We start from the raw sequence: 25,220 nt of genomic DNA, 5'->3' as shown, positions 1-25,220 counted from the left end.
TCAGTTCAACGGCTCCGAAAGCCATTGTCGAACAATGGCAGCGGTTTCAGTGGGGTTTTTCTGCGCCAGTTCGCCGACGCGATGCACCGACTGCGCATGAACCTGGCCCTGCACCTGCGCCACGTCGATCATCTGCGAAGCGACCTGTGCGCCGGAAACCGGATCCTGTCCGCTCGCAGCCTCGGCGCTGGAATCGACCAGCGCGGGCAAGGCGGCGTTGGCGATCGCGACCGGTTCGGAGGCGAGGATGCGCTTTACCAGCGGCCGCACCACCATGAACAGTACCACGAAACCAAGCAGCAGCATCACCGAGAGCTCGATGCCGTACATGATGTCGTCCTTGGTGAATTGCAGCATGTTCAGCCAGCCCGATGGTTCGCTGACCGGCACCACGGCCGGCGCGTCGGCGAAACGGAGGTTGACCACCTCGAGTTGGTCGCCGCGTTTCTGATCGAAGCCGATGGCCGAGCGCACCAGTGCGGCGATGCGGTCGAGCTGCTCCTTGCCGCGGTCGGCATAGACCATCTCGCCCTTGTCGTTCTTGGAATAACTGCCGTCGACCAGCACAGCGACGGAGATGCGGTTGACGCGGCCGACCTCGGTCACCTCGGTTTTGGTGATGCGGGAAATCTCGTAATTGTTGGTTTCCTCGCTTTTCTTGCTCTGGTCGCGCGCCGCCGGCGTATTGTCCTGGCGCTGGCCACCGGGCAGTTCGTTGTTGACCGTCACCTGGCCGTTGTTTTCGGCGGTGGCCGAGGATTCCTCGCGGGTCTGGCTGGAGCGAAGCACCCGGCCTTCAGGGTCGAATTTGTCCGAGGTCTGGGTGATCTTGTTGTAGTCGAAGTCGGCCGAGATCTGCACCCGCGCGCGGCCCGCGCCGACTACCGACGATACGATCGCTTCCACTTGATTGCGCATCCGCTTCTCAAATCCGGCGCGGCGCTCATCGCCGTTGGCGGTCTCGGCATCGCCGCCGGCGCCGTCCGCCAGCAACTGCCCGGCTTCATCGACGATGGACACCCGCTGCGGCTTCAATCCATTGACCGCGGATGCGACCACGTGGCGGATGGCGCGAACCTGCTGCGGCTCGAGCGTGCCGCGCACCCGTACCACGATCGAGGCCGACGGCTCCGGGGTCTCGCGGGAGAACAATGGCCGCTCCGGCAGCACCAGATGCACGCGCGCCGCCTGTACGCGGTCGATGGCGCGGATGGTGCGGGCCAACTCGCCTTCCAGCGCGCGCAGATGATTGATGTTCTGCACGAAGCTGGTGGTGCCGAGTGCGTCGGATTTGTCGAAAATTTCATAGCCGACGCCGCCGCCCTTGGGCAGTCCGCCTTCGGCGAGTTTCATGCGCAGCCGCGTCACCTTATCCTTAGGTACCATGATGACGGCGCCGTCGTTGCGCAGTTCGAAGGCGATGGCCTGGCGTTCCAGATCCTTGACGATCCCGGCGGAGTCCTCCGGCGACAGATCGGTAAAAAGGGTTGTCATCTGCGGCGTGGTGACGCGCATGATGACAAAACCGAAGAATCCGATCAGCGCGGCGGTGACCGCGACCATCGCCAGCACCCGGGCCGCACCTAGACTTCTCAGGAAACTCGCAAGACCCTGCACGAACCAGCCCCAAAAGATTCGGCTCCAAGAGCCGACTGGGCAATTATTGCCTATGGGATGGTTTCGATATGGTTAATGAAGGTAAAGGCCCGGGAGAATTGTCGGGCGCATAAAAAATCGGCCTTCCACGGGAAGGCCGATTTTATGAAAATTGCGAAGTCTCGTGCCCCGGACACAGCGCCGCGCACCGTTCTTACGGCGTGGCGCGCTGCCGCATCGCACCGGGACGCGGAAGGAGAGCGGCTTACTGCCGATACTGCTGGATACGGGTGGTGCGCAGTCCGGCCAAGCCATGCTGATCGATGGAAAACTGCCAGGACAGGAACTCATCGACCGTCAGGGTATAGCGGCTGCAAGCCTCCTCAAGGGAGAGCAGGCCGCCGCGGACCGCGGCTACGACTTCCGCCTTGCGGCGGATCACCCACCGTTTGGTTCCCGGCGCGGGCAAATCCGCAATTGTTAACGGACTACCGTCAGGCCCGATGACGTATTTCACCCTCGGGCGATGGGGTTCTGTCATGGCGTACTCACAAACTCTCAACCACTGAACTCACTGGAACAACGTAACCCGCGCGACTTAAAATTTGCCTAAGCTCAAGGCTGCAATGAGATTCACCTTGAAATCGACGTCAACTCAGGGACGGCGGACCGTTCACGAAAGATTTCCTTAAGGTTTAATCGACGGCGGGCGAAAGTTGTGGCAATATCGGAGCGTTTATTTTCCGGCGAAAATGCCCCAACGTCTTTGCAATAGGAGGATTTCATGGCTGACAAGATCAAATCGATTTCCGCCCGAGAGCTTTCAACCGCCGTTCCTGACGCCGTAAAGAAGGCGCTCGCCAATAACGCCGCCTTCAAGGGAATCAAGGCCGAGCCGAAGTTCGTCATGAGCCCTTGGCTGATCGGCTTCATCCTGCGTGAGCTCGACATGAGCAGGAAGACGGAGGATGTCCAGAAGCTGGCAACCGAGGTTGCAAAGTCGCTGCCGGCATTCCACGGCACGCCGGCCACGCTGATCCGCGACAACCACATCATCATGGGCTACATCATGGATAAAGAGATGGAGTTCGAGTAAGCGCCATGTCCCGTCGGTTGGACGAGGCGCTGCTCTGCCCGAGCGCTCAACCGCAGATGCCCGACGCGCAAATACTCGGCGTCGTTTCCGACAGCGGAAACGGGCCGCGGGTGGCTTATCTGAACGAGCCCGTCGCGGCCACGCCGGAGTTGCTGGCGCAAGCGGCGCCGGCGGCGCCGGGCGAGATATTTCGCCTTGCGGCGCGCTGCGAGACATCGAAGTGCACGCATTTCGATGGTGATCGATGCCAGCTCGCAACCCGCATCGTCGCCATGCTGCCGCACGTCGCCGAAAACCTGCCTCCCTGCATTATACGGCGCGCATGCCGCTGGTATCATCAGGAAGGTCGGGCGGCCTGCGATCGCTGCCCGCAGGTGGTCACGCGCAATGACGACCCGGACGAGCACCTGAAGCAGGTCGCCGGCGCTCCACCGCCGGTTGCCGTGCACGCCACGTAAGATGCTTCCGTCCCGGCGCGGCGCGGCGCGAAGAACGCTGCATCGCGCCGGGGGCGGAAGATGGTGTCAGTTCGTGATGCTCTTGATCTGATTGACGGTGTAGTTCTGGCCGTTGATCGACAGCAGCGGCGGCGATTGCGTGAGATCGACCGAATTGACCATGCCTTGTATCTGCGTTGAAACGCCGACGGCGTTGCCTGCGGAGTCGGCCGCGGTGGCGGTGAGCGTGTATTTGCCGTCCGGCCACTGCGTGCCGTCATTGCCTTTGCCGTCCCAGGTGAAAGCCTGGTTTTGGCCAGCAGTGACCGCATAGGTGCCGCTGAAGACGTTCTGCCCGGTCGAGTTGGCGATGGTGACGGCCACATTGGAATTCGATGCGACGCCGAGGGTCCAGGTCGCGGCACTATTGGTCAGTTTGGTCGTGCTGCCGTCGACGACGGCGGTCTTGCCGACGAATCCCAAGGCCTGCGTCGATTGCGCGGTCTGCTGCAGCGACACCAGCGACGTCAATTGATCGTTGGTCTTGAGCTGCTGCTCGACGCCGGCGAATTGCACGAGCTGCTGGGTGAACTGGTTGGTGTCCAGCGGGTCGAGCGGGTTCTGGTTCTGCAGCTGCGTGGTAAGCAACGTCAGGAAGGTCTGGAAATTCCCGGCGAGTGTCGAGCCCGCAGCCGAGCTCAGGCTCGCCCCCGAATCGGAACTCGTCTTCGGCAGAGGTGTCGTGCCCGATACGACGGAAGGGGCCACGCCTGATGCTGTCGTCATGTCTGTCTCCTAGACCCTGATGTCGACGCCGCTGCCTGATCCGAGCACGCGGCCGTAAGTTCGTCCCGCAACCGCGGCGGGAACGCTGTCGTCTTCGCTGATGATCAGCCGTTGTCCATGGCGGCCGGCCTCGTCGCCGCTGTTCTGGCCGGATGAGGTCTGGTCGCGCAGGCTGAATTGCAGGCCGCCGTCACCGGACTTGAGCCCGGCGTCGTCGAGCGCGCGTTGCAACTGCGGCGCATCCTGGCGCAGCATCGCCAGCGTTTCCGGTTTCTCGACCGTCAGATGCGAGGTGACCTGGCCGTGGCGATCGATATCGATGCGGACATCGATGCGGCCAAGCTCGGCGGGATCGAGCCGGATCTCGAAACGGCTCTTTCCGCTTTGCGCGGTCACCGCGATCTGAAGCGCGAGGCCGTTCAGCGGTACTGCGGCCGACGTCGCTGCGGTTACATTCAGTTGTACGGCAGGCGCGGGCGACGCGGCGGACGGCGCCTGCGGTTGCTGGACGAGGTTTGCCGATTGCCCGGCATCGGAGAGTTCGGTCTGAATCTGAGCCGTTGCTCCTGCAACGCGGTGCTGGTGGGGCGTCGGTGTCGCCGCCGCAGCAGTGCTCATCGGCGCCTCGGCGGTCGCCGGTTCGGCTTTCGCAGCGTCAACGGGTCCATCGCCGTTTTTCTGTTTACGCTCCGCGGCCGGAGCGTGTGACGCCGCGCTGTTGCCGTTGACATCGGTTGATGGCGACGCCGCCGAGGCGTCGGCCGCATTCGATTGAATGCCGGTGGTGACCGGCACGGCGGGGTCGCGCGACCTTACGGGAGCAGCCGGCTTGATCGTTGCGTTTGACGTAACAGCCGCAACGGGCGCCGCCGTAGCGGCAGGCGCCGGTGCGGAATCAGCCTGAATGGCGGTCGCGTCGGCCTTGACCGCCGGCTGATGGACGGGAGCTGCACCGGTGTCGGTTACGGTCGCTTGCGCGGTATTGGCGGCCGCCGCGTCCGGGTTAACGGCTTCGGTCTTTAGCGCCGAAACTGCCGAAACCGCCGTTACAGCCGTTGGAGTCGTTGGAGTCGTTGGAGTCGTTGCACCTGCGGCTGCCGGCGCGGTGGCCACGGTGGTGGGTATGTCCGCCACCGGGGCAGGCTTTTCCGCGATCTGTTCCGGCGCAATTTGGCCCTGTGCCGGCGATGCGGGCGACTTCGGCGCGGCAACGACCGATGCGCCGGCGGCAATTGCCGCCGCGGCAATCGCAAGCGGCTCGGTGGCGGTGCCGCCGAATGCCGGCGCGACGATGATTTCGGCTGCCGCAACGGGCACGGCTATCGCAACGGCAGCCGGAACCGGAGTCGCGATGGCCGCCGCGACCGGCTGCGGCGAAGCAACGGGATCGGAAGGCGCTGCAAGGTCGGGCGTGGCGATGATGTCTGAAGCCGCGGCCTTGATCGTTGTTTTGCCAATGCCGGGTTTCGCAACTCCCGGCGTCTCCTGTTTGATTGCAGCCTCCGCATCGACGCTGCCAGCGGTGGCGGTAGCGGCAGCGGCCGGTCCGGCGCCGGATTGCGCGTTCTGCGAAGGGGTCCTGGTGGTCAGGCGCGAAGCGGATGCCTTGTCGCGCGGCAGGCGGCTGTCGGTTGCCGCGGATGTGTCGTCGTGACGCTGCAGCGGCCGATCGGCTGCGGCCGCTAACGGGCGATCATCGCTCGCTGGTTCAGCCCTATTGCCGTCAATCAGAGCGGTGAAACTGTCTGACGCCGGCGCTGGGTCCGCTCTTGCGGACCTTGACGGCGCTTTCTGGATTGAAAGGTTTGCGGCGTTTTCTGATGTCACGCTGAACACGGGTGGCCTTTCGCGATGATCCTTGTACTCAGGGCAGCAAGGACCGGGCCACGGCGCGGCAGAAATGAATACATGAAAATTCAAACACTTAGCTGGAACGGGCGCTGATCGCGCGGTCGCCTGGGCCGCTTCGTTTCTGCCCGGCGGCAAGAATTGCCGTCGCAGCATGGCCAAAGCCGGGCGCGCTGATTGCCTCTCGGGGACACGGCCTATATGAAGGCTTGGCTTTTTCAGTCGTTCCGGCCAACTCGATCTGCTCTTCCGGAGCCGCTGCAAAGCATCCTGATCAACGGCCGGAACCATGCGCAACAGTCTCGATCTCGAAGGCCGCCCACAGCAAACCCGGGTTGTTGTCGCCATGTCCGGCGGCGTTGATTCATCCGTCACGGCGGCGCTGCTGAAATCGGAAGGCTACGACGTGGTCGGCATCACGCTGCAGCTCTACGATCATGGCGCCGCCACCCATCGCAAGGGTGCCTGCTGCGCCGGACAGGATATCCACGACGCCCGTGACGTCGCGGCGCGCCTGAGCATTCCGCATTACGTGCTGGATTACGAAAGCCGGTTCCGCGAGTCCGTGATTGACAGTTTTGCCGACAGTTACGCCGCGGGGGAAACACCGGTGCCGTGCATCGAGTGCAACAGGTCGGTAAAATTCCGCGATCTGCTGACCACCGCGCGCGAACTCGGCGCTTCGGCGCTTGCCACCGGGCACTACGTTGCGTCACGCCGGATGGCGGACGGATCGCGCGCGCTGGTCTGCGCCGCCGATTCCGACCGCGACCAGAGCTATTTCCTGTTCGCGACCTCCCGCGAGCAGCTCGCCTACCTGCGCTTTCCGCTTGGCGACATGAGCAAGCCGCAGACCCGTGAACTGGCACGGCGTTTTGGATTGTCGGTCGCCGACAAGCAGGACAGCCAGGACATCTGCTTCGTGCCGAGCGGGCGCTACACCGATATCGTCGGTCGCCTGAAGCCGAATGCGATGGAGCCGGGAGACATCGTCGATCTCCAGGGCCGGACCGTCGGCCGACATCACGGCATCGCGCATTTCACCGTCGGCCAGCGGCGCGGATTGGGCATTGCCGCCAGCGCACCACTGTATGTGATCCGGCTCGACGCCGGGAAAAGCCGCGTCGTGGTCGGTCCGCGCGAGGCGCTGCGGATGCATCGCATCATGCTGCGGGACGTGAACTGGATCGGTGACGGCGCGCTCGACTGCACGGTCGGCGCCGGGCTTGAGATTTTCGTGCGGGTGCGCTCGACCCGCGCGCCGCAGCCGGCATGGTTGCGCCCAGTGAATGGCGGCTACGAGGTTGAACTGGGAGGTGGCGAGGAGGGCGTCTCGCCGGGGCAGGCCTGCGTGTTCTACGATGCGCCCTCGGGACAGGCACGCGTGCTCGGCGGCGGTTTCATCAAAAGCGCGGCTGCAAAAACCGCGGCGCGTGAAGCCGTCCAACCGCAGCCGCTGCTTCAGGACTGACGCGATCGAAAGTCAGCAAGAAAATTCAGGCAAGAATTCAGGCAAGAAAATTCGAGGCGGGGGCATGGGCAACGACATCGACCGCGCGGGGGTCGCAAAGGCCTATGGCCGCTGGGCGCCAGTCTACGATCTCGTATTCGGCAAGGTGTTCGATCAAGGCCGCCAATCGACCATTGCGGAAGCCGACAAGATCGGCGGCCGCATTCTCGATGTCGGCGTCGGCACCGGATTATCGCTCTCGGATTATTCGCGAACCACGAAATTGTGCGGCGTCGACATTTCGGAACCGATGCTGCGCAAGGCCCAGCAGCGGGTGCGCGCCATGGGTCTCTCCAACGTCGACCTCTTGGCGGTGATGGACGCCAAGAGCCTGGCATTCGCGGAGGGTTATTTCGACGCGGTGGTAGCACAATATGTCATCACTGCGGTACCCGACCCCGAAGCTACGCTGGATGATTTTATCCGCGTGCTGAAACCGGGCGGTGAGCTCATTCTGGTCAATCACATCGGCGCCGAGAGCGGCCCGCGCCGCATGTTCGAGCTGGCGTTCGCGCCGCTGGCGCGCCGGCTCGGCTGGCGGCCCGAATTTCCGTGGGCACGCCTCGCCGACTGGGCCGCAAAACATGGCGGCGTCAGTCTCGCCGAACGCCGCCCGATGCCGCCGATGGGGCATTTTTCGCTAATTCGTTACCGCAAATCATGATCTGGCGTCGATTTTCGCGTGGAACCTGGGTCCGGCCAGACCGTTTCCTGAGATGACCAAATCACTTCCCTTGTTCTTGTGCGCACTCATGACGGCGTCCGGGGCAGCCTTTGCACAGGCGCCGCCGACCGCAACGACGCCGCCGGCGCAAACTGCGGCGCCCGCCCCCGCGCGCGGCACCAACTGCGCGCCGACGGAATCGACGCCCCAGGGCAGTATCGCGCCGCAAGCAACCACGAGCGAACAGCGCGCCGAGCCGCTGGGCGATAAATTGGCGAGGTCCGACGGCGTGCTGTGTCCCCCCGCCGGCGTGGATCCGGCGATCCGCGCGCCGACGCCCGACACCGGCAACACCCCGGTGATTCCGCCGCCGGGCAGCGCTGGCGGCGACCCCACGATCCGTCCTAAATAGTCCAGATTTGCAGTTACTTACGTGCAGGCAGGTGCTTGCTTGACATGCCCCGGAGCTGCTTCTTATATGCCGCGCGTTCGCGCCCTGTGGCATGGCGCGCGCGATGGACCCGTGGCGGGGTAGCTCAGCTGGTTAGAGCACGGGAATCATAATCCTGGGGTCGGGGGTTCGAGTCCCTCTCCCGCTACCATCTCCCTCAACGTGTCGATTGTTTTCACTTTCACCTCTGGGGAACGTCTGGATCGCACAAACGTTGTCGGTCAGAGGAGAAACCCAATGGCTGAAAAATTCGATCCGGGCGCTTACGACAAGCATGCCGAAGATCCCAAAGCAGCGGCCGCTGCCGACATGGAAACTCACGCACGGCTTGAGGCCGGCCTGATGGACACCTTTCCGGCGTCCGATCCGGTAAGCGCGGCCCAGCCGGCGCCGTCGAAGCCCGACGGCGATCGCAACAACGATACGCTGTGGAATAAGATGCTGGCGGTATTTCGCTAGCCCGAGCGCGTCTCGCCGGTGGCAAGACGGTTTTCGTCGAGACCTTGCCGCGATGGACGACCGATATAATCATGCGCCGAACGACTCGCCGCGCAGCGGCAGTTCGAAGAAAGTCACGCCCGCCGTCTGGGGCGTGATTATCGTTGTGATCATCGTTCTGGCAATCTGGTTTGCGATGAAGACGTAAGGCATCCGGCTTTGAGATAACCGGAACAATTTTTCCTGTCTGGCATTTCCTTTCCGATAGTTCACAATAGAGGAGCATGCGATGATCAAGCGACTTGCAGTGGCTGCTATCGCGGTTGTTGGGATTTACAGCGCTACTCCCGCGAGTGCGGAAGAGATTGGCGTTGGCGTAGGTGTCGGTCCGGTCGGAGCCGGTGTAACGGTTGGATCGGGACGCAGCGATTACGATCGCGATCGGGTCCATGAGCGCACGATCATTCGCGAGCGCGAACCGCGCCGCGACGAAACCGTGATCATCAAAAAGGACCGGGATCGCGATTACGACCGCGGCGACCGCAAGGTCATTATCGACCGCTAAAGCTCGTAAAGCTGCCTGTGAAACGGCCTCCTCGCGGAGGCCGTTTCTTTTTGTTACACCTCTATTCACGGTGCGCGCATGCCGGCGCGAATTCCGAAAAGTGCTGAGAAGCAGCGCGAATGGCGGCGAGGATGAGATATGGATGACAAGCTGCATGATCGCCTTGCGATCCGCGACCTGATCGAGAACTGGGTCATGTGGCGCGACGCCGGCGACTGGGAGCGGTTTCGCTCGGTGTGGTTTGATGACGGCCGCATGATGGCGACCTGGACCCAGGGCACCGCCGACGAATTCATCGCGATGAGCAGGGAAGGCTGGGCCAAGGGCGTCTCGATCCTGCATTTTCTCGGCGCGCAATCGATCGATCTCGACGGACATCGCGCGATCTCGCAAACCAAGATGACCATCTCCCAGCGGGCATCGGTGCATGACGTTGTCGTCGATGTCGTCTGCACCGGGCGGTTCTACGATTTCCTGGAAAAGCGCGGCGAGCGTTGGGGTCTTGTTCTGCGCCAGCCGATCTATGAAAAGGACCGCATGGATCCGGTCGACCCTGCCGCATCGCTGACGCTGGACGCAAAACTGCTGGCGAACTTTCCGGAAGGCTATCGCCATCTGGCTTATCTGCAGAGCGAGATCGGCTACCAGATCAAGCGCGATATGCCCGGCCTCAAAGGCGAGGCGGTCGCGCAACTGTATGCCAGCGGGGCGAAGTGGCTGAGGGGCGAGAAGCTGGACCGGTAAGGACCGTCATTGCGCGGGGCCCGGGGGGACCGGCTTCGCCGCCCGATGATAAACTCCGCGACAAAGCAAATCCTTTCATACAGCATTGAATTGCTTCGTTTGCTTGCGATGAGAAAAAGGGGAGGCAATATCGATGCCGGATTTCATCGCGCTCGACGCGCTGGTCGGACAGACCGCGAAAACCGCGCCGGACCGCATCGCCGTCATCGACGGCGAGCGCAAGCTGAGTTATGCGGGCTTGAACAAAATGATCGACCGCGTTGCGGCTGCGATGCAGAACGACGGACTGCGGCCGCGCGACGCGATTTCGATCTGCGCCTTGAGCTCGATCGAATACGTCGCCACTTTTCTCGGCGCATTGCGCGCCGGCGTTGCGGTGGCGCCGTTGGCGCCGTCCTCGACGCCGCAGGACTTCGCCGCGATGGTAAAGGACTCCGGCGCAAAGATTCTGTTCATGGACGAAACCACCGTGGCGGCAATGGGACCTTCTGCGAACGCGCCGTTATGCGTTTCGCTCGACGGCAGCGGGTGGGGCCGGCCGTTCAGCGCGTGGTGCGGAGCGCCGGGGACAAGACCGGAGCCGGTGACGATCGATCCCGACTGGACCTTCAATATCATCTATTCGTCGGGCACCACGGGCACGCCGAAAGGCATTGTGCATTCGCATTTTCTGCGCTGGCGCCAATACGGCCAGCTCGATCCGCTCGGCTACGGTCCCAATGCGGTCACGCTGCTCTCGACCCCGCTTTATTCCAATACTACGCTGGTCTGCTTCAATCCGACCATGGCCGGCGGCGGCACCGCGGTGCTGATGAAGAAATTTGACGCCCGCGGATTTCTCGACCTCAGCCAGCGCCACCGCGCGACCCACACCATGCTGGTGCCGGTTCAATATCGCCGCATCATGGCGCTGTCCGACTTCGACAGCTTCGATCTGTCGTCGTACCAGATGAAGTTCTGCACCTCGGCGCCGTTCGCAGCGGGCCTGAAGGCGGACATCCTGAATCGCTGGCCTGGCGGGCTTACCGAATATTACGGCATGACCGAGGGCGGCGGCACCTGCGTGCTGCTGGCGCATGAGCATCCGGACAAGCTGCACACCGTAGGCCAGCCGATGCCGGATCATGACGTTCGGCTGATCGACGACAACGGCAAGCCGGTCGCGGCAGGGGAAATCGGAGAAATCGTCGGCCACTCGCCGGTGATGATGCAGGGCTATCTCAATCAGCCGGCCAAGACCGCCGAAACCTTCTGGCACGATGAAACCGGAAAACGTTTCGTGCGCACCGGCGATGTCGGACGCTTCGATGCGGATGGCTTTCTCACCTTGATGGACCGCAAGAAGGACATGATCATTTCCGGCGGGTTCAATATCTATCCGAGCGATCTTGAGGCCATACTGGTCGGCCATGGCGACGTCGCGGAAGCCGCCGTGGTGGGCGTGCCTTCGGAGGAATGGGGCGAGACACCCGTCGCATTCGTCGTGCTGAAGCCGGATGCGGCAAGGGATCACGGTGCGCTAAAAGCCTGGACCAACGGCCGGGTCGGCAAAACCCAGCGTCTGGCTGATGTGGTGATCGTCGACGCGCTGCCGCGCAGCGCCATCGGCAAGGTGCTGAAGCGCGAATTGCGGGATCGGACGCTGGCAGGGCAAACCTTGCTTGCCACAAAGCGACCGTCCTCCTGAGCAGCCGCGCACTGCGCGGCGCCGTTGCGCGAGGATGACGACGGAGTGCGGCCTCTCAATAATGCGGCGGCGGCTCGTTCGCGGATCCCGGCGAACTGGCCTCCGCCTCCTGCAACCGCTCGCTCAAGGCCGCGACCTGGCGCGCCAGCGCGTCTATTTTGAGCCACTGTGCGGTGATCGTTTTGTTCAGCGTCTCGATCGTCTCATCCTGAAACGTCAGCCGGGTTTCCAGCACGTCGATGCGGTCATTCAGTGCCTTGGCGTCACTCATTGCAGGGTCCGCGCTCACGCAAGCCGTGGCTAAGCGCTATGCGCTCGTCGAACACAAAACATTCGCCGCGCCAGCGGCTCTCAGTTTCCGGCACCTGCTCCAGGTATTTCAGGATACCGCCCTTGAGGTGATAGACTTTCTCGAAACCGCGCGCGAGCAGATACGCGCTCGCCTTTTCGCAGCGGATGCCGCCGGTGCAGAACATCGCGATTCTGCGGTGCTTCGACGGATCGAGCGACCGCGCCACGAAACTCCTGAATTGTCCAAAGCTTTTGATATGCGGATCGATCGCGCCTTCGAACGAGCCGATTGCCACCTCGAACGCGTTGCGCGTATCGATCACCAGCGTGTCGGATGCGGCGATCAGTTCGTTCCAGTCGGCGGGCGCGACATAGATGCCGACGGCCCTGGTGGGATCGGCGCCCTGGTCGCCGAACGTGACAATCTCCTTCTTCAGGCGGATTTTCAGCCGCGCGAACGGCATTGCGGAAGCCGAGGAGAATTTCAGTTCCAGATGATCGAGCCGGCCGCCGAACAGCTTGCCGTCGCGCAATTCCGCGACCAGCGCGTCGACGGCGTCACGACTGCCGGCCAGTGTGCCGTTGATGCCTTCATGGGCCAGCAGCACGCTGCCTTTCAATTCGAGGTCGGCGCAGACGGCGCGCAGGGGCTCGCGCAGCTCCCGGAAATCCGGCAACGCGGCAAACTGATAGAAGGCGGCGACGGTGATGGGCATGGCGAAAGGTTTATCCCAAGGGCGGCTGAGGTGAAAGGCCGCGCCTGCAACAAGAACCGGCTCATGCATTGGCGTTATTCCGTTCCCAGCATTGCCCTCAAGCGCATGAAATGCCATGTAGACCCGCCGCCCCGGGCGCGAGCAGAACGACAGCAGTGAGCGATCTTGCATGAGGAATTTTCATCTTGCCGGCCGGTCCACCGTCCATGCCCAGAATGCGATGGTGGCGACGTCGCATCCGCTGGCGGCGCTGACGGCGATCGAGGTTCTTAAATCCGGCGGCACTGCCGCCGACGCCGCGGTGGCGGCCTGCGCGCTGTTAGGGGTGATCGAGCCGCAGTCCACCGGCATCGGGGGTGATTGTTTCGCGCTGATTCAACCGAAGGGCGAGGGCACGATCGTCTCCTATAATGGCTCGGGCCGTGCGCCGAAAGCGGCCACGGCGGAGTGGTATGTCGGGCACAAGATGCACGCGATTCCGACCACCGGCGCGCACTCCGTCACCGTGCCCGGCGCGATCGATGCGTGGGCGACGATCTTGCGCGATCACGGCAAGCTCGGCTTCGACACCCTGCTGCAGCCCGCGATCAAGGCCGCCGAGGACGGCTATATCGTCGCCCCCCGCATCGCGTTCGACTGGAATAACGGACTGGAAAAACTGCGCGCCGGCACCAACACCCCGCGCTATCTGCTGCCCAACGGCAACGCGCCGGTGGCCGGCGACGTGATCAGGCAGCCGGAGCTCGGCCAGACCTTGCGCGTGATCGCGAAGAATGGCCGCGACGGATTCTACACCGGTGCGGTGGCCGAAGACATCGTCGAAACCCTGCGCGGCATCGGCGGCCTGCATACGCTGGAAGATTTCGCCGCGCACCGCACCGAAACCACCGTGCCGATCGGGACCACCTACAAAGGCCTCGACGTGTGGCAATGCCCGCCGAACGGCCCGGGCATTACCATGCTGGTGATGCTGAACATCCTGTCGAATTTCGACCTTGCCAAATTTGCCGCCATGAGCGTCGAGCGGTTTCATCTCGAGGCGGAAGCCGCGCGCATCGCCTATCTCATGCGCGAGCAGGACATCGGCGACCCGGCGTATGTCGATGTCGATATCAAGCGAATTCTTTCAAAAGAATTCGCCGCCGATTATGCCAAAAAAATAAAGATGGACCGGCTGCTCGAGTTGCCGAAGGTTTCGCCGCCGATCAATCCTTCGACGGTATACATCAGCGTGATCGACAAGGACCGCAACGTCTGCTCCTTCATCAATTCGATCGCGCATTCGTTCGGCTCGGCGGTGGTTTCCAACAAGACCGGCGTGCTGTTGCAGAACAGAGGCGCCGGTTTCCGGGTGCAGCCCGGCCATCCCAACTGCATCGCGCCCGGCAGGCGGCCGCTGCACACCATCATTCCGAGCCTGACTACCGAGGGCGGCCGCGCGCATATGTCATTCGGGGTGATGGGCGGGCAGTATCAGCCGGTCGGCCAGACCCGGGTGCTGACCAACATGCTCGATTACGGTTTCGACGTGCAGGAGGCCATCGACCAGCCGCGCGGCTTGCATTACGAAGGCGTCTACCAGCTCGAGGATGGCGTGCCGGCGGACATCGTCGAGGGCCTGAAGAAGATCGGCCATACGACCACCGGCATCGTGAGCCCGCTCGGCGGCGGGCAGGCGATCTGGATCGATTGGGACAGGGGCACGCTTACCGGCGGCTCCGAGCCACGCAAGGATGGCTGCGCGCTGGGCTATTGAGGCAGGACATGTAGCCGGTAATTGAATTCGTCAGGGCCGGGCTTGACCCTACGAGATTCACACATCTCGTCATATGCGGAGTTGACCCCGCGTATCCATCGATCTTCGGACGAATCGTTTCGAAGGGGATGGATTATCGGGTCAAGCCCGGCAATGACGGCCGGGATGCGTGCGTGGGGCAGGGCTTGAGGCCATGACGTCTTGCCGGCGGGCGACGCCTTAAAGACGCGGACGCCCGGCACAATGCCGGCGGCATGGCGTGGAGGGTACAATGAAAATCTCCATCCTCGACGACTATTTCGACACGCTGCGCACGCTCGATTGCTTTGCGAAACTCAACGGCCACGACGTCACGGTGCACAACGACCATGTCCAGGATGTCGACGCGCTCGCGGAGCGGCTCAAGGACGCCGAAGTACTGGTGCTGATCCGTGAGCGCACGCAGATTCGCGCGCCGCTTCTGGAGCGCCTGCCAAAACTCAAACTGATCAGCCAGCGCAGCGTCTATCCGCATATCGATATCGGCGCCTGCACGCGGCTCGGCATCATCGTGTCGTCGAGCCAGCATCCCGGCACGCCGTCCTATGCCGCCGCCGAACTGACATGGGGGCTGGTGCTCGCGGCAATGCGGCAAATTCCGCAGCAGATGGCGGCGCTCAAATCCGGCAATTGGCAAATCGGCGTCGGCCGCACGCTGCGCGACAAGACGCTTGGCGTCTATGGTTACGGCCGCATCGGCAGCGTGGTCGCTGGTTACGGTCAGGCATTCGGCATGAAAGTGCTGGTGTGGGCACGCGAGGCGACGCTGGCCCAGGCGCGCGCCGACGGTTACAGGGTCGCCGGCAGCAAGCAGGAATTCTTCGCACAGAGCGATGTGCTGTCGCTGCATATGCGTCTGGTCGATGCGACGCGCGGGATCGTCACGGCGGAGGATCTGGCGCGAATGAAGCCGACGGCGTTACTGGTCAACACCAGTCGCGCCCCGCTGATTGCGCCGGGCGCGCTGGTCGCGGCGCTACGCGCCGGGCGGCCAGGCATGGCGGCGGTGGACGTCTACGACAAGGAGCCGCTGCGTGACGTCAATGACCCGCTGCTGACCATGGAGAATGTGATCAGCACACCGCATATCGGTTATGTCAGCCGCGACGAATACGAACTGCAATTCAGCGATATTTTTGGCCAGATCGTCGATTACGCCGCCGGCCGACCGAGCAACGTTGTCAATCCCGACGTATTGAAACGTCCCTAGGCAGCCGGCCGCTTCCACCGTGCCGCAGGAACGCAAAAACCGGCGCCGAAGCGCCGGTTCCCGCGGTGATCTCATTCAACCGATCAAAGATTCTTGTTCGCGGCACCTGCGGCCTTGTTCGCCACATCCTTCACGGCGTCCTTGGCATCGCCGAGCGCCTGCTGGCCCTTGCCCTTGACTTCCTGCACCGCGCCTTCGCCCTGCAGGCGGTCGGACCCGGTTGCCTCGCCGATGCCCTGCTTGGCCTTGCCGATGGCTTCGTTGGCCGCGCCTTTAACCTTGTCTGCCGTGCTTCCCATGGAACTCTCCTGTTTGAAAGGGTGAAGGTGGCGAAACAAGTCCGGGAGCGATCAAATGTTCCGCGCGGGCTATCTTGTGATGCAGGTTCTGTTATTTTTACCGCGATGGAACGAACCGAAAGCGATGGCCATGACCTGCCCTCACCACCACCACGATGACGAGCGCTGGAAGCACGACGGCGTCCGCGTGATCCCGGGCGATCAGCTCGATCCCAACGTGCCATCGACGCCGGGGATGGACCGCAAGGCCGCGATCAATTTCGCCCGCGCTGGCGCGCAGAAGTTGTGGGCCGGCACCGTGACCATCAAGCCCGACGCCAAGACTGGCGCGCATCATCACGGCCATCTCGAAAGCATCATCTATGTGGTGAAAGGCAAGGCGCGGATGCGCTGGGGCGAGCAACTGCAGTTCACCGCGGAAGCCAATCCCGGCGATTTCATCTTCGTCCCGCCTTATGTGCCGCACCAGGAGATCAACGCCAGCCCCGACGAGGTACTGGAATGCGTGCTGGTGCGCAGCGACGGCCAGGCGGTCGCGGTCAATCTCGACATCGAGCCGGCGGAAAAGCCGGAGACCGTGCTCTGGGTCGACCCGGTGCATCCCGCGCCGTCCGGCATTTCAGGACGCGAGTGACACGAGCGAGCCGGAATCCATAACCACGAGCGGGCATGGATTCCGGGCCTGCGCCAACAGGGCGCATCCCGGAACGACCATGCTGATGTCTGCGCCATGCGCGGGCTCGACCCGCGCATCCATTATCTCATCGTCATTGCCGGGCTCGACCCGGCAATCCATCCCATTCGAAACGACTCTTTCCGAAGATGGATGGATACGCGGGTCTAGCCCGCGTATGACGAGATGTGAATCCGGCAGGGACAGGCCCGGTAATGACGGTGACGACGCTTGCCTACGCAAACACGCTGTGATCCACCGTGCCATTCGGCACCACATAGCCATAGCGCGTGTTGGACGGTTCCGGTCCGGCCTTTTGATACTCCGCCTTCATGCGCGCGAAGCGGTCGCCCTTCAGCTCCAACATCGCGCGCTTGGGCTGGATGTTGTAGAGCTTGGCGTTGTTGTCGCCGAAGATCGCGGTCTTGACCGGGCCGTCGGCGGCGCCCAGCGGGGCGTAGCCATGTTTCTTCTGCATGCTTTCGGGAATTTCGAGCCGCCGCAGGCCTTCGATCTGCCACTGCGGCGCGCCGGTCCACAGCGCGTCAGTGCCCCAGCACACGTGATCGGCCCCTAATCCCTTGATCAGCGTGCCCATCAGCGCGGCGCAGACATTCGGCTCCGCCACCAGCGTGGTCGCGAACAACTGCCCGACATCGCCATAGACATTGCTGACGCCGTATTGCGCGGGGATGTCGGCAAGATCGCTGGTCCAGGAAATCCGCCCCGTCCGTTCGAATTCGGCGAGCGCCTGTTTCGGATCGCCGCCGACATGGCGGTAGGCGGAGTGATAGATGATGAAATTGAGCTGCGGCCAGTCCTTTGCCGCTTGTCCGACGTCGGCGACGTCTGCAAAACCGCGCAGATTGGGATACTGCCTCTCGATTCCCGGCGCGAACAGGCCCTTGTGAATGCAAACGTTCTTGATGCCGGCCTGCACCATCTTCTCGTAACCCTTGTAAGCCACTTTCTCGTCGTCCATCCGCCAGGGATAGCGGCTGATGTCCTTGTGGGTGTTGTCGCCGACGGTGTAGCCCTTGCAGGATTCGGGCTTGAGCGCGAGGCCGGCGTCGAGCTTGTCCAGCCATCCCGGCTGTCCCGGCGTGAAGATCATGTGCGAAAACACCCGGCGCGAGCCGGCCTCGTCGTTGATCTTCTTGCGCGCGTCGGCCATCTGCTCATTGGTCAGAAACCAGTCCTGCTCGATATCCGAAGGCGCCGAGGAGATCAGCGAGATCTTGGTGTCGCTGTCCAAGAACATTTCTTTTTTGTAGTTGTTGAATTTCAGATCCTCGATGGTCTGCTCGCGGCTGCCGAGTTCCTTGTTCCAGCCGGCCTTGCCCACCGCGGCGCGCATGTCGACGAAGGTCATGATGCGGGTGTCGTCGCGCAGGAAATGCGTGTGCATGTCCATGATGAACTGGTCTTTCAACGCGCTGGCGCGCTCCTGGGCCATGGCGGGAGTAGCCGCCTCGGCCTTGCTCACGTCGAACAGCGGTCCATACACGTCGTTCATCGCCACGAACGACGCCGCCATTCCGGCCGCGGTCTGGAAGAACTTGCGGCGGTCCATGCCCTGCTTGCCGCCGAGTTCGTCGGCCATCGCCAGCAGCCGGCTTTCGACCTCGCGCTGCCGTTCGTTCTGCGGATCGGGATAGAATTCGTCCGATGCCACGATCTGGGTCGGAATCGGGGTCTGGTAAGCGCACAACTCGGACGGCATCAGTGCGGCAAGTTCTTCGTCGGTCAACTGACTGCTCATGACTTTCTCCCTGACTGCGCCGGATTTACCGGTCGGATGGACCGCAAGACTAGACCTCCGGACGGGCAGTGTCAGCCTGCTTTCCGCGCCATCGTCGTCCCTCCGCAACGGTGGTTGTGTTAAACTGTCGACAAAACATGCGCACAGGGAGCGAACCATGACACATCCCGATCAGCCGCTGGCGCGGCGCACCGTGATCAAAGGAGCCGGCCTCGGTCTGGCCATGAGTGCCGTGAGCGGCATGCCGGTGCACGCCGCAAATGCGGCCCGGACCGACGGCAGCGAAATCTGGAGCAGCGAATACTGGGCCAAGAAGAGCGACGTGCCGCTGTGGCTGTTCCGCAAGCGGCTTGGCGCGCCGATGGCCGGCGAGCCGGCGCGGCCGGTGCTGTTCTTCGTGCATGGATCGTCGGTGACCTCGCGGGTGTTCGACCTGAATGTCCCCGGCCATGGCGAATACTCGGCGATGAACGAATTTGCCCGCTACGGCTTCGACTGCTGGACCATGGACCATGAAAATTACGGCAAGTCCGGCCGCACCTCGGGAAATTCCGATATCGCCAGCGGAGTCGAAGACCTGAAGATTGCGGTCGACATCGTGGCGCGCGAGACCGGCCAGCAAAAAACCCATTTCCTCGGCGAGTCCTCCGGCGCACTGCGCGCCGGCGCCTACGCCATGGTGGCGCCGGAACGCGTCGATCGGCTGGTGTTCGCCGCGTTTACCTACAAGGGCGAAGGCTCGCCGACACTGACAAAACGCGCCGAACAGCTCGCGTATTACCGCTCCCACAACATGCGCAAGCGCGACCGTGAGATGATCCGCTCGATCGCCACCCGCGACAAGCCCGGCACCAGCGATCCCGCCGCAGTCGAGGCGTTGGCCGACGCCGAGATGCAGTTCGGCGACCAGATTCCGACCGGGACCTATCTCGACATGACCGCGAACCTGCCGGTGGTGCATCCGGACAAGGTACTTTCGCCGGTGCTGCTGGTGCGCGGTGAATATGACGGCATCGCTACCATCGCCGACCTCGAGGAGTTTTATAACCGGCTGCCGAATGGCGACCGCCAGTTCATCATCCTGCCGGGCACCGCCCATTCCGTCACGCTGGCCACCAACCGGCAATTGTTCTGGCACGTCACCCGCGCGTTCCTCACCATGCCCAGCCCGATCGCGACGTGATTTGGCCCGCGACATTCGCAGCGGCTCTCGGAAACGGAACATTCGAACGGAGGACTCATGACAGCGAATTTCATTTCAGATGCGAAGGACGATCCCGCCGGATCGGCGGAAGTCCCACGGCGCGCATCTCTGCCAGCAGCGGTTCATTCGTAACGGTCCCGGCGCTGCGGAGCGCACAACACTGCCGCACCACGTCCCGGACACGGGTTTGAGGACAAATTGACGTTGATCGGGCCTCCAAAACCCTTTCGCAGTTGCGGAATCTGGTCTAAAGACACGCGCGCGCAAGGTCTTCCGAGCGCCGGCCACAGGGGACGCGCGGACCGCGCGCCCTTTTTTTGTGCCCAATTCCCTGTTCCCGCGAGACTTGATGCCCAAACGAACCGACATCTCGACCATCCTCATCATCGGCGCCGGCCCCATCGTGATCGGCCAGGCCTGCGAATTCGACTATTCCGGGACGCAGGCGGTCAAGACCCTGAAGGAGGAGGGCTACCGCATCGTCCTGGTCAATTCCAATCCGGCCACCATCATGACCGATCCGGAACTGGCGGACGCAACCTATATCGAGCCGATCACGCCGGAGATCGTCGCCAAGATCATCGAAAAGGAACGCCACGTCATTCCAGGCGGATTCGCGCTGTTGCCCACGATGGGCGGGCAGACCGCGCTGAACTGCGCCTTGTCGCTGCGGCGACAGGGTACGCTGGATCAATTCGATGTCGAGATGATCGGCGCGACCGCCGACGCCATCGACAAGGCCGAGGATCGCCAGCTCTTCCGCGAGGCCATGACGAGGATCGGCCTCGAAACTCCGCGATCCCGGCTTGCGAACGCGTCCGCGCTGAAGAAGCAGTATCGCGACAGATATCTGTCGGAGAAGGAGAAGCTGAGCGGCGAGGCGCTCGCCGAGCACGAGCGGCAATGGACGCTGCATGAAGGCGACCGCCGCAAGCGCTATCAGGAGCACGCGCTCGGCGAAGCCTTGATGGCGCTGTCCGAAATCGGACTGCCCGCGATCATCAGGCCATCCTTCACCATGGGCGGTACCGGCGGCGGCATCGCCTATAACCGCGAGGAGTTTCTCGACATCATCGAGCGCGGACTTGACGCTTCGCCGACCAACGAGGTGCTGATCGAGGAATCCGTGCTCGGCTGGAAAGAGTTCGAGATGGAGGTGGTGCGCGATAAAAAAGACAATTGCATCATCATCTGCTCGATCGAAAACCTCGACCCGATGGGCGTGCACACCGGCGATTCCATCACGGTGGCGCCGGCGCTGACCCTGACCGACAAGGAATACCAGATCATGCGCGACGCCTCGCTGGCGGTGCTGCGCGAGATCGGTGTGGAAACCGGCGGCTCCAACGTGCAGTTCGGGGTCAATCCCGCCGACGGCCGCATGGTGGTGATCGAGATGAATCCGCGGGTGTCGCGCTCTTCGGCCCTGGCGTCGAAGGCCACCGGCTTTCCCATCGCCAAGGTCGCCGCCAAGCTGGCGGTCGGCTACACCCTCGACGAGATCGCCAACGATATCACCGGGGGTGCGACGCCGGCGTCGTTCGAGCCGACCATCGACTACGTCGTCGTCAAGATCCCGCGCTTTGCGTTCGAGAAATTCCCGGGCGCCTCGACCACGCTGACCACCTCGATGAAATCGGTCGGCGAAGTGATGGCGATCGGCCGCACCTTTCAGGAAAGCCTGCAGAAGGCGCTGCGCGGGCTGGAGACCGGACTGACCGGCCTTGACGAAATCGAGATCGAGGGGCTTGGCCGCGGCGACGACAAGAACGCGATCCGCGCAGCCCTTGGCACGCCGACGCCGGACCGGCTGCTGCAGGTGGCGCAGGCGATGCGGCTCGGCTGGTCCAATGAGGAGATATTCACCTCGTGCAAGATCGACCCGTGGTTTCTCGCCGAGATGCGCGGCATTGTCGAGATGGAAGCCAAGATCAAGAAAAGCGGATTGCCGCAAAACGCGTTCGGCATGCGATCGCTCAAGGGCATGGGTTTCTCCGACGCCCGGCTCGCCGTGCTGGCGGAGACCACCGAAGCCGAGGTCAAGGCGCAGCGCCACGCGCTGAAGGTGCGCCCGGTATTCAAGCGCATCGACACCTGCGCCGCGGAGTTCACTTCGCCCACGGCCTATATGTATTCGACCTATGAGGCGCCGTTCGCCGGCAGCTTTGCCGATGAAAGCGCGCCATCGGACAAGAACAAGGTCATCATTCTCGGCGGCGGGCCGAACCGGATCGGGCAGGGCATCGAGTTCGACTACTGCTGCTGCCACGCCTGCTTCGCGCTGCATGACGCCGGTTTCGAAACCATCATGATCAACTGCAACCCGGAAACGGTGTCGACCGACTACGACACCGCGGACAGGCTGTATTTCGAGCCGCTCACCGCCGAAGACGTGCTGGAGATCATCGATACCGAGCGCCGCAACGGCACCCTGCACGGCGTGATCGTGCAGTTCGGCGGCCAGACCCCGTTAAAACTCGCGCGCGCGCTGGAAGCGGCGGAAGTGCCGATATTGGGCACCTCGCCGGATGCCATCGACCTTGCCGAGGACCGCGACCGCTTCAAGCGCGTGCTCGACAAGCTGCGCCTGAAGCAGCCGAAAAACGGCATCGCCTATTCGGTCGAGCAGGCGCGGCTGGTCGCCTCCGATCTCGGCCTGCCGCTGGTGGTTCGTCCGTCCTACGTGCTCGGCGGCCGCGCCATGCAGATCATCCGCGAGGACAATCAGCTCGGCGACTATCTGCTCGGCACCCTGCCGGAGCTGGTGCCGGCCGATGTGAAAGCGCGCTATCCCAACGACAAGACCGGGCAGATCAACACCGTGCTCGGCAAGAATCCGCTGCTGTTCGATCGCTATCTGTCCGACGCCACCGAGATCGATGTCGATTGCCTGAGCGACGGCAAGGACACCTTCATCGTCGGCATCATGGAGCATATCGAGGAAGCCGGCATTCACTCCGGCGATTCAGCCTGCTCGCTGCCGCCGCACTCGCTTGACGCCGCCATGATATCCGAGCTGGAACGGCAGACCCGCGAACTGGCGCTGGGTCTGGACGTGGTCGGGCTGATGAACGTGCAATACGCCATCAAGGACGGCGAGGTCTACGTGCTCGAAGTCAATCCGCGGGCGTCGCGCACGGTGCCGTTCGTGGCCAAGGTGATGGGCATGCCGGTGGCAAAGATCGCGGCCCGAATCATGGCCGGCGAAAAACTCGCGAATTTCCATTTGAAGAAGCGCAGCCTTGACCATGTCGGCGTCAAGGAATCGGTCTTTCCGTTCGCGCGCTTCCCCGGGGTCGATACCGTGCTCGGCCCGGAGATGCGCTCGACCGGCGAGGTGATGGGCATCGATCGTTCGTTTGCGGTGGCTTTTGCCAAGAGCCAACTCGGCGGCGGCACGCGGGTGCCGCGCAAGGGTACGGTGTTCGTCTCGGTGCGGGAGGGCGACAAGGCCCGCATCCTCGGCGCGGTTCAACAGTTGTTCTCGCTGGGCTTCAAGGTGATGGCGACGTCCGGTACCGCGCGTTTCCTGACCGACAACGGCGTGCCCACCGAAAAGGTCAACAAGGTGCTGGAAGGCCGGCCGCATATCGTCGACGCCATCACCAATGGCGACATCCATCTGGTCTTCAACACCACCGACGGGGCGGCGGCCCTGGCCGACAGCCGCTCGCTGCGGCGCGCTGCCCTCTTGCATAAAGTGCCATATTACACCACTCTTTCGGGTGCCGTGGCGGCCGCGCAGGGCATCCGGGCCTATCTGGGCGGGGACCTCGAGGTCCGCACGCTGCAGAGTTATTTTTCCGAAACCTGATCTGTCGCCCCGCGCCCGGCAATGGATCGGCAATAAAGCCGGTATCGCTGGAACTCGCCAGCCATGGGGTTGTTCTGTTTCGGCGTTTATGCGTGGCCCCAAGAATTGGTCCGCATGAGAGGATTAGTCAAGATGATGGAAAAAGTTCCGATGACCGCGGGCGGGTATGCCGCCCTCGAGGTCGAGTTGAAGAAGCGCCAGTCGGAAGACCGTCCGCGCATCATCGAGCACATTGCCGAAGCGCGCTCCCATGGCGACCTGTCGGAAAACGCCGAATATCACGCGGCGAAGGAAGAGCAGTCGCACAATGAGGGCCGCATCGCCGAGCTTGAGGACAAGCTGGCGCGCGCCGACATTATCGACATCTCCAAGCTCTCCGGCGACACCATCAAATTCGGCGCCACCGTCACCCTGGTGGATGAGGACACCGACAAGAAGACGGTATGGCAGATCGTCGGCGAGCCGGAAGCCGATGCCAAGAAAGGCCGCATCTCCATTACCTCGCCGCTCGCCCGCGCGCTGATCGGAAAGAAGAAGGGGACGTCGGTCGAGGTGGTGGCGCCGGGCGGGGCCAAGGCGTACGAGATCACCAAGGTGGAATGGCGGTAACGTTTTTCGTCGCCTCGCTTGCGGCGAACTGCCGGCGCCGGTCTTACGTATCGCCTTGCAGGCACCGTTCGCCGACGGAGACGGGGCGCATTCGCATGTTATTTCTCTCGGTCGCGCCGCGCCGCCTCGGCCTCGATCAGCCGCTCGAGCCAATTGGCGAGGGAACGGCCATCCTCCTGCGCAAGGCGCTCCGCCGCCGCTTTGACGGACGGTCGCACGCGCACGTGCATCGCGGCTTCGCGCGTTTCCTGCTGTGGTATCTTCATTCGTCGTTTCTAACCAAACGCTCTGGTTGATGGAATGCTGGCAAACCGCCAGTATTACGGTACAGCGCCAGATTGATTATGATCCATCTCTCAACCGACCAGGGAGATGATGATGGTCAGCAAGCAGGACGAGCCGAACGATGACGTTGAGGCGATCGCGGAGGGGTTTAAGTTGATGCGGGCTTTTCGCAGCATCGCCAGTCCGGAGGCCCGGCGCAAGGTCATTGAACTGGCCATGGCGCTCGCGAAGGAAAGTGACGGCGCGCATTCGTCGTCGAGATGTTGTAATACTACTCCGACGAGATGACGCAGCGCACGGAGACGGTATGCGGCTTTCCGATTTGACTATCGCCATCGCAACGGCGGCGTTCCTTGCCGCCGGCACCTCCTTCGCGGCGGACCTTGAAATCCGGCCACGCGTGGCGCCCGAAGACACATCGGTGCACAAGGGTCCGCCGAACTGCAGCCGATGGACCGACGAATGCGTCAACTGCTCGCGCGGCGCCGAAGGCGAGGCGCCGGTCTGCTCCAATATCGGCTTTGCTTGCCAGCCGAAGCTCGTGCGCTGTCTTGATCGTCGCGCGCCGCAGGATGAATCGCAGGAAAAATAATCCCCGGCGACAGGTCGCATCGCGAGACGATTGCAGTCGGTTACGGCGGCGCTCCGCCGGTGTCGGCAAGCTGTTCGTCATGCCCGGCCTTGAGCCACGGCTGTCCGGTTCATTGAAAGTATAGTCCAAGTTTCAGCTGATTTGGATT

At 62.9% G+C, this 25,220-nt stretch carries 28 protein-coding genes and 1 tRNA gene; 20 read left to right on the top strand and 9 right to left on the bottom strand.

The features are described from left to right. Both fliF and ACFE72_RS06410 read right to left on the bottom strand, forming a co-directional pair. A complete protein-coding gene (gene fliF, locus ACFE72_RS06415) occupies positions 1-1,617 on the bottom strand; it encodes a flagellar basal-body MS-ring/collar protein FliF (protein WP_375412237.1) in 1,617 nt (538 codons plus the stop codon). Positions 1,618-1,861: 244 nt separating this feature from the next. Continuing rightward, positions 1,862-2,137, bottom strand: coding sequence for a DUF1153 domain-containing protein (locus tag ACFE72_RS06410; RefSeq protein WP_002714638.1), 276 nt, complete (start codon positions 2,135-2,137; stop codon positions 1,862-1,864). 243 nt (positions 2,138-2,380) lie between these two features. Here ACFE72_RS06410 and ACFE72_RS06405 point away from each other — a divergent pair, with 243 nt between their 5' ends. Both ACFE72_RS06405 and ACFE72_RS06400 read left to right on the top strand, forming a co-directional pair. Next, positions 2,381-2,692 carry a hypothetical protein gene (locus ACFE72_RS06405; RefSeq protein ID WP_375412236.1) on the top strand — a complete coding sequence of 104 codons (312 nt, stop codon included), beginning with the start codon at positions 2,381-2,383 and terminating at the stop codon, positions 2,690-2,692. Between the two features lie 17 nt (positions 2,693-2,709). Beyond that, entirely contained in the window at positions 2,710-3,150 is a 441-nt protein-coding gene (locus tag ACFE72_RS06400) for a hypothetical protein (protein ID WP_375412235.1), read from the top strand. 66 nt (positions 3,151-3,216) lie between these two features. On the opposite strand, the gene ACFE72_RS06395 is transcribed toward ACFE72_RS06400, so the two are convergent. Both ACFE72_RS06395 and ACFE72_RS06390 read right to left on the bottom strand, forming a co-directional pair. After that, positions 3,217-3,915 carry a flagellar hook assembly protein FlgD gene (locus tag ACFE72_RS06395; RefSeq protein ID WP_375412234.1) on the bottom strand — a complete coding sequence of 233 codons (699 nt, stop codon included), beginning with the start codon at positions 3,913-3,915 and terminating at the stop codon, positions 3,217-3,219. Positions 3,916-3,924: 9 nt separating this feature from the next. Further along, positions 3,925-5,232, bottom strand: coding sequence for a flagellar hook-length control protein FliK (locus ACFE72_RS06390; protein WP_375412233.1), 1,308 nt, complete (start codon positions 5,230-5,232; stop codon positions 3,925-3,927). 34 nt (positions 5,233-5,266) lie between these two features. Between ACFE72_RS06390 and ACFE72_RS06385 the strand changes: the two genes are divergently transcribed. The 10 genes from ACFE72_RS06385 to ACFE72_RS06340 all read left to right on the top strand — a co-directional run bounded on the left by ACFE72_RS06385 (position 5,267) and on the right by ACFE72_RS06340 (position 11,822). Beyond that, positions 5,267-5,569, top strand: a complete 303-nt coding sequence (locus tag ACFE72_RS06385; RefSeq protein WP_375412232.1) for a hypothetical protein — start codon at positions 5,267-5,269, stop codon at positions 5,567-5,569. Between the two features lie 483 nt (positions 5,570-6,052). Further along, positions 6,053-7,234, top strand: a complete 1,182-nt coding sequence (mnmA, locus tag ACFE72_RS06380; RefSeq protein ID WP_375412231.1) for a tRNA 2-thiouridine(34) synthase MnmA — start codon at positions 6,053-6,055, stop codon at positions 7,232-7,234. A 64-nt stretch (positions 7,235-7,298) separates the two neighbouring features. Beyond that, positions 7,299-7,937, top strand: coding sequence for a class I SAM-dependent methyltransferase (locus ACFE72_RS06375; RefSeq protein ID WP_375412230.1), 639 nt, complete (start codon positions 7,299-7,301; stop codon positions 7,935-7,937). A 52-nt stretch (positions 7,938-7,989) separates the two neighbouring features. After that, the gene (locus ACFE72_RS06370) at positions 7,990-8,349 is read left to right on the top strand and encodes a hypothetical protein (protein ID WP_375412229.1); all 360 of its coding nucleotides are present in this window, start codon (positions 7,990-7,992) and stop codon (positions 8,347-8,349) included. Between the two features lie 113 nt (positions 8,350-8,462). Beyond that, a tRNA-Met gene (locus ACFE72_RS06365) sits at positions 8,463-8,539 on the top strand. 86 nt (positions 8,540-8,625) lie between these two features. Next, positions 8,626-8,847 carry a hypothetical protein gene (locus ACFE72_RS06360; RefSeq protein WP_375412228.1) on the top strand — a complete coding sequence of 74 codons (222 nt, stop codon included), beginning with the start codon at positions 8,626-8,628 and terminating at the stop codon, positions 8,845-8,847. Positions 8,848-8,899: 52 nt separating this feature from the next. Then, positions 8,900-9,034 (top strand): hypothetical protein, encoded by a 135-nt coding sequence (locus ACFE72_RS06355; protein WP_375412227.1) that lies wholly within the window; start codon positions 8,900-8,902, stop codon positions 9,032-9,034. An 81-nt stretch (positions 9,035-9,115) separates the two neighbouring features. Then, positions 9,116-9,391: a hypothetical protein gene (locus tag ACFE72_RS06350; protein WP_375412226.1), complete on the top strand. Its 276-nt coding sequence runs from the start codon at positions 9,116-9,118 to the stop codon at positions 9,389-9,391. 138 nt (positions 9,392-9,529) lie between these two features. Next, positions 9,530-10,135, top strand: coding sequence for a nuclear transport factor 2 family protein (locus ACFE72_RS06345; RefSeq protein ID WP_375412225.1), 606 nt, complete (start codon positions 9,530-9,532; stop codon positions 10,133-10,135). A gap of 133 nt (positions 10,136-10,268) precedes the next feature. After that, complete coding sequence (locus ACFE72_RS06340; RefSeq protein ID WP_375412224.1) at positions 10,269-11,822, top strand: class I adenylate-forming enzyme family protein; 1,554 nt, start codon at positions 10,269-10,271, stop codon at positions 11,820-11,822. A gap of 55 nt (positions 11,823-11,877) precedes the next feature. Here ACFE72_RS06340 and ACFE72_RS06335 read toward each other — a convergent pair whose 3' ends face one another. Continuing rightward, on the bottom strand, positions 11,878-12,093 hold the full coding sequence (locus tag ACFE72_RS06335) for a SlyX family protein (protein ID WP_375412223.1): 216 nt from the start codon (positions 12,091-12,093) through the stop codon (positions 11,878-11,880). Continuing rightward, the gene (locus ACFE72_RS06330) at positions 12,086-12,829 is read right to left on the bottom strand and encodes a rhodanese-related sulfurtransferase (RefSeq protein ID WP_375412222.1); all 744 of its coding nucleotides are present in this window, start codon (positions 12,827-12,829) and stop codon (positions 12,086-12,088) included. Before ACFE72_RS06330 ends, ACFE72_RS06335 begins: the two co-directional genes overlap by 8 nt. A gap of 169 nt (positions 12,830-12,998) precedes the next feature. Here ACFE72_RS06330 and ggt point away from each other — a divergent pair, with 169 nt between their 5' ends. Continuing rightward, positions 12,999-14,585, top strand: coding sequence for a gamma-glutamyltransferase (ggt, locus tag ACFE72_RS06325; RefSeq protein ID WP_375412221.1), 1,587 nt, complete (start codon positions 12,999-13,001; stop codon positions 14,583-14,585). Positions 14,586-14,856: 271 nt separating this feature from the next. Further along, the gene (locus ACFE72_RS06320) at positions 14,857-15,834 is read left to right on the top strand and encodes a D-2-hydroxyacid dehydrogenase family protein (protein ID WP_375412220.1); all 978 of its coding nucleotides are present in this window, start codon (positions 14,857-14,859) and stop codon (positions 15,832-15,834) included. An 83-nt stretch (positions 15,835-15,917) separates the two neighbouring features. Here ACFE72_RS06320 and ACFE72_RS06315 read toward each other — a convergent pair whose 3' ends face one another. Further along, the gene (locus ACFE72_RS06315) at positions 15,918-16,133 is read right to left on the bottom strand and encodes a CsbD family protein (protein WP_375412219.1); all 216 of its coding nucleotides are present in this window, start codon (positions 16,131-16,133) and stop codon (positions 15,918-15,920) included. A gap of 130 nt (positions 16,134-16,263) precedes the next feature. Between ACFE72_RS06315 and ACFE72_RS06310 the strand changes: the two genes are divergently transcribed. Further along, positions 16,264-16,767, top strand: a complete 504-nt coding sequence (locus ACFE72_RS06310; RefSeq protein ID WP_375412218.1) for a cupin domain-containing protein — start codon at positions 16,264-16,266, stop codon at positions 16,765-16,767. 274 nt (positions 16,768-17,041) lie between these two features. On the opposite strand, the gene ACFE72_RS06305 is transcribed toward ACFE72_RS06310, so the two are convergent. Beyond that, positions 17,042-18,568, bottom strand: coding sequence for an amidohydrolase family protein (locus ACFE72_RS06305; protein ID WP_375412217.1), 1,527 nt, complete (start codon positions 18,566-18,568; stop codon positions 17,042-17,044). A 157-nt stretch (positions 18,569-18,725) separates the two neighbouring features. On the opposite strand from ACFE72_RS06305, the gene ACFE72_RS06300 reads away from it, so the two are divergent. From ACFE72_RS06300 to greA, 3 genes are all read left to right on the top strand, one after another. Continuing rightward, a complete protein-coding gene (locus tag ACFE72_RS06300) occupies positions 18,726-19,751 on the top strand; it encodes an alpha/beta hydrolase (protein WP_375412216.1) in 1,026 nt (341 codons plus the stop codon). A gap of 370 nt (positions 19,752-20,121) precedes the next feature. Then, positions 20,122-23,586, top strand: a complete 3,465-nt coding sequence (gene carB, locus ACFE72_RS06295; protein WP_375412215.1) for a carbamoyl-phosphate synthase large subunit — start codon at positions 20,122-20,124, stop codon at positions 23,584-23,586. 135 nt (positions 23,587-23,721) lie between these two features. Further along, positions 23,722-24,195 carry a transcription elongation factor GreA gene (gene greA, locus ACFE72_RS06290; protein ID WP_375412335.1) on the top strand — a complete coding sequence of 158 codons (474 nt, stop codon included), beginning with the start codon at positions 23,722-23,724 and terminating at the stop codon, positions 24,193-24,195. A 98-nt stretch (positions 24,196-24,293) separates the two neighbouring features. On the opposite strand, the gene ACFE72_RS06285 is transcribed toward greA, so the two are convergent. Continuing rightward, on the bottom strand, positions 24,294-24,461 hold the full coding sequence (locus ACFE72_RS06285) for a hypothetical protein (RefSeq protein WP_375412214.1): 168 nt from the start codon (positions 24,459-24,461) through the stop codon (positions 24,294-24,296). A gap of 112 nt (positions 24,462-24,573) precedes the next feature. Here ACFE72_RS06285 and ACFE72_RS06280 point away from each other — a divergent pair, with 112 nt between their 5' ends. Continuing rightward, positions 24,574-24,768: a hypothetical protein gene (locus tag ACFE72_RS06280; RefSeq protein ID WP_375412213.1), complete on the top strand. Its 195-nt coding sequence runs from the start codon at positions 24,574-24,576 to the stop codon at positions 24,766-24,768. A gap of 19 nt (positions 24,769-24,787) precedes the next feature. Further along, a complete protein-coding gene (locus ACFE72_RS06275; RefSeq protein ID WP_375412212.1) occupies positions 24,788-25,072 on the top strand; it encodes a hypothetical protein in 285 nt (94 codons plus the stop codon). Positions 25,073-25,220: the final 148 nt, after the last annotated feature.

Origin of the sequence: uncultured Bradyrhizobium sp. (assembly GCF_964252615.1) — a bacterium.
Lineage (GTDB): Bacteria > Pseudomonadota > Alphaproteobacteria > Rhizobiales > Xanthobacteraceae > Bradyrhizobium.
This window is presented reverse-complemented; position numbering and strand designations above follow the sequence as displayed.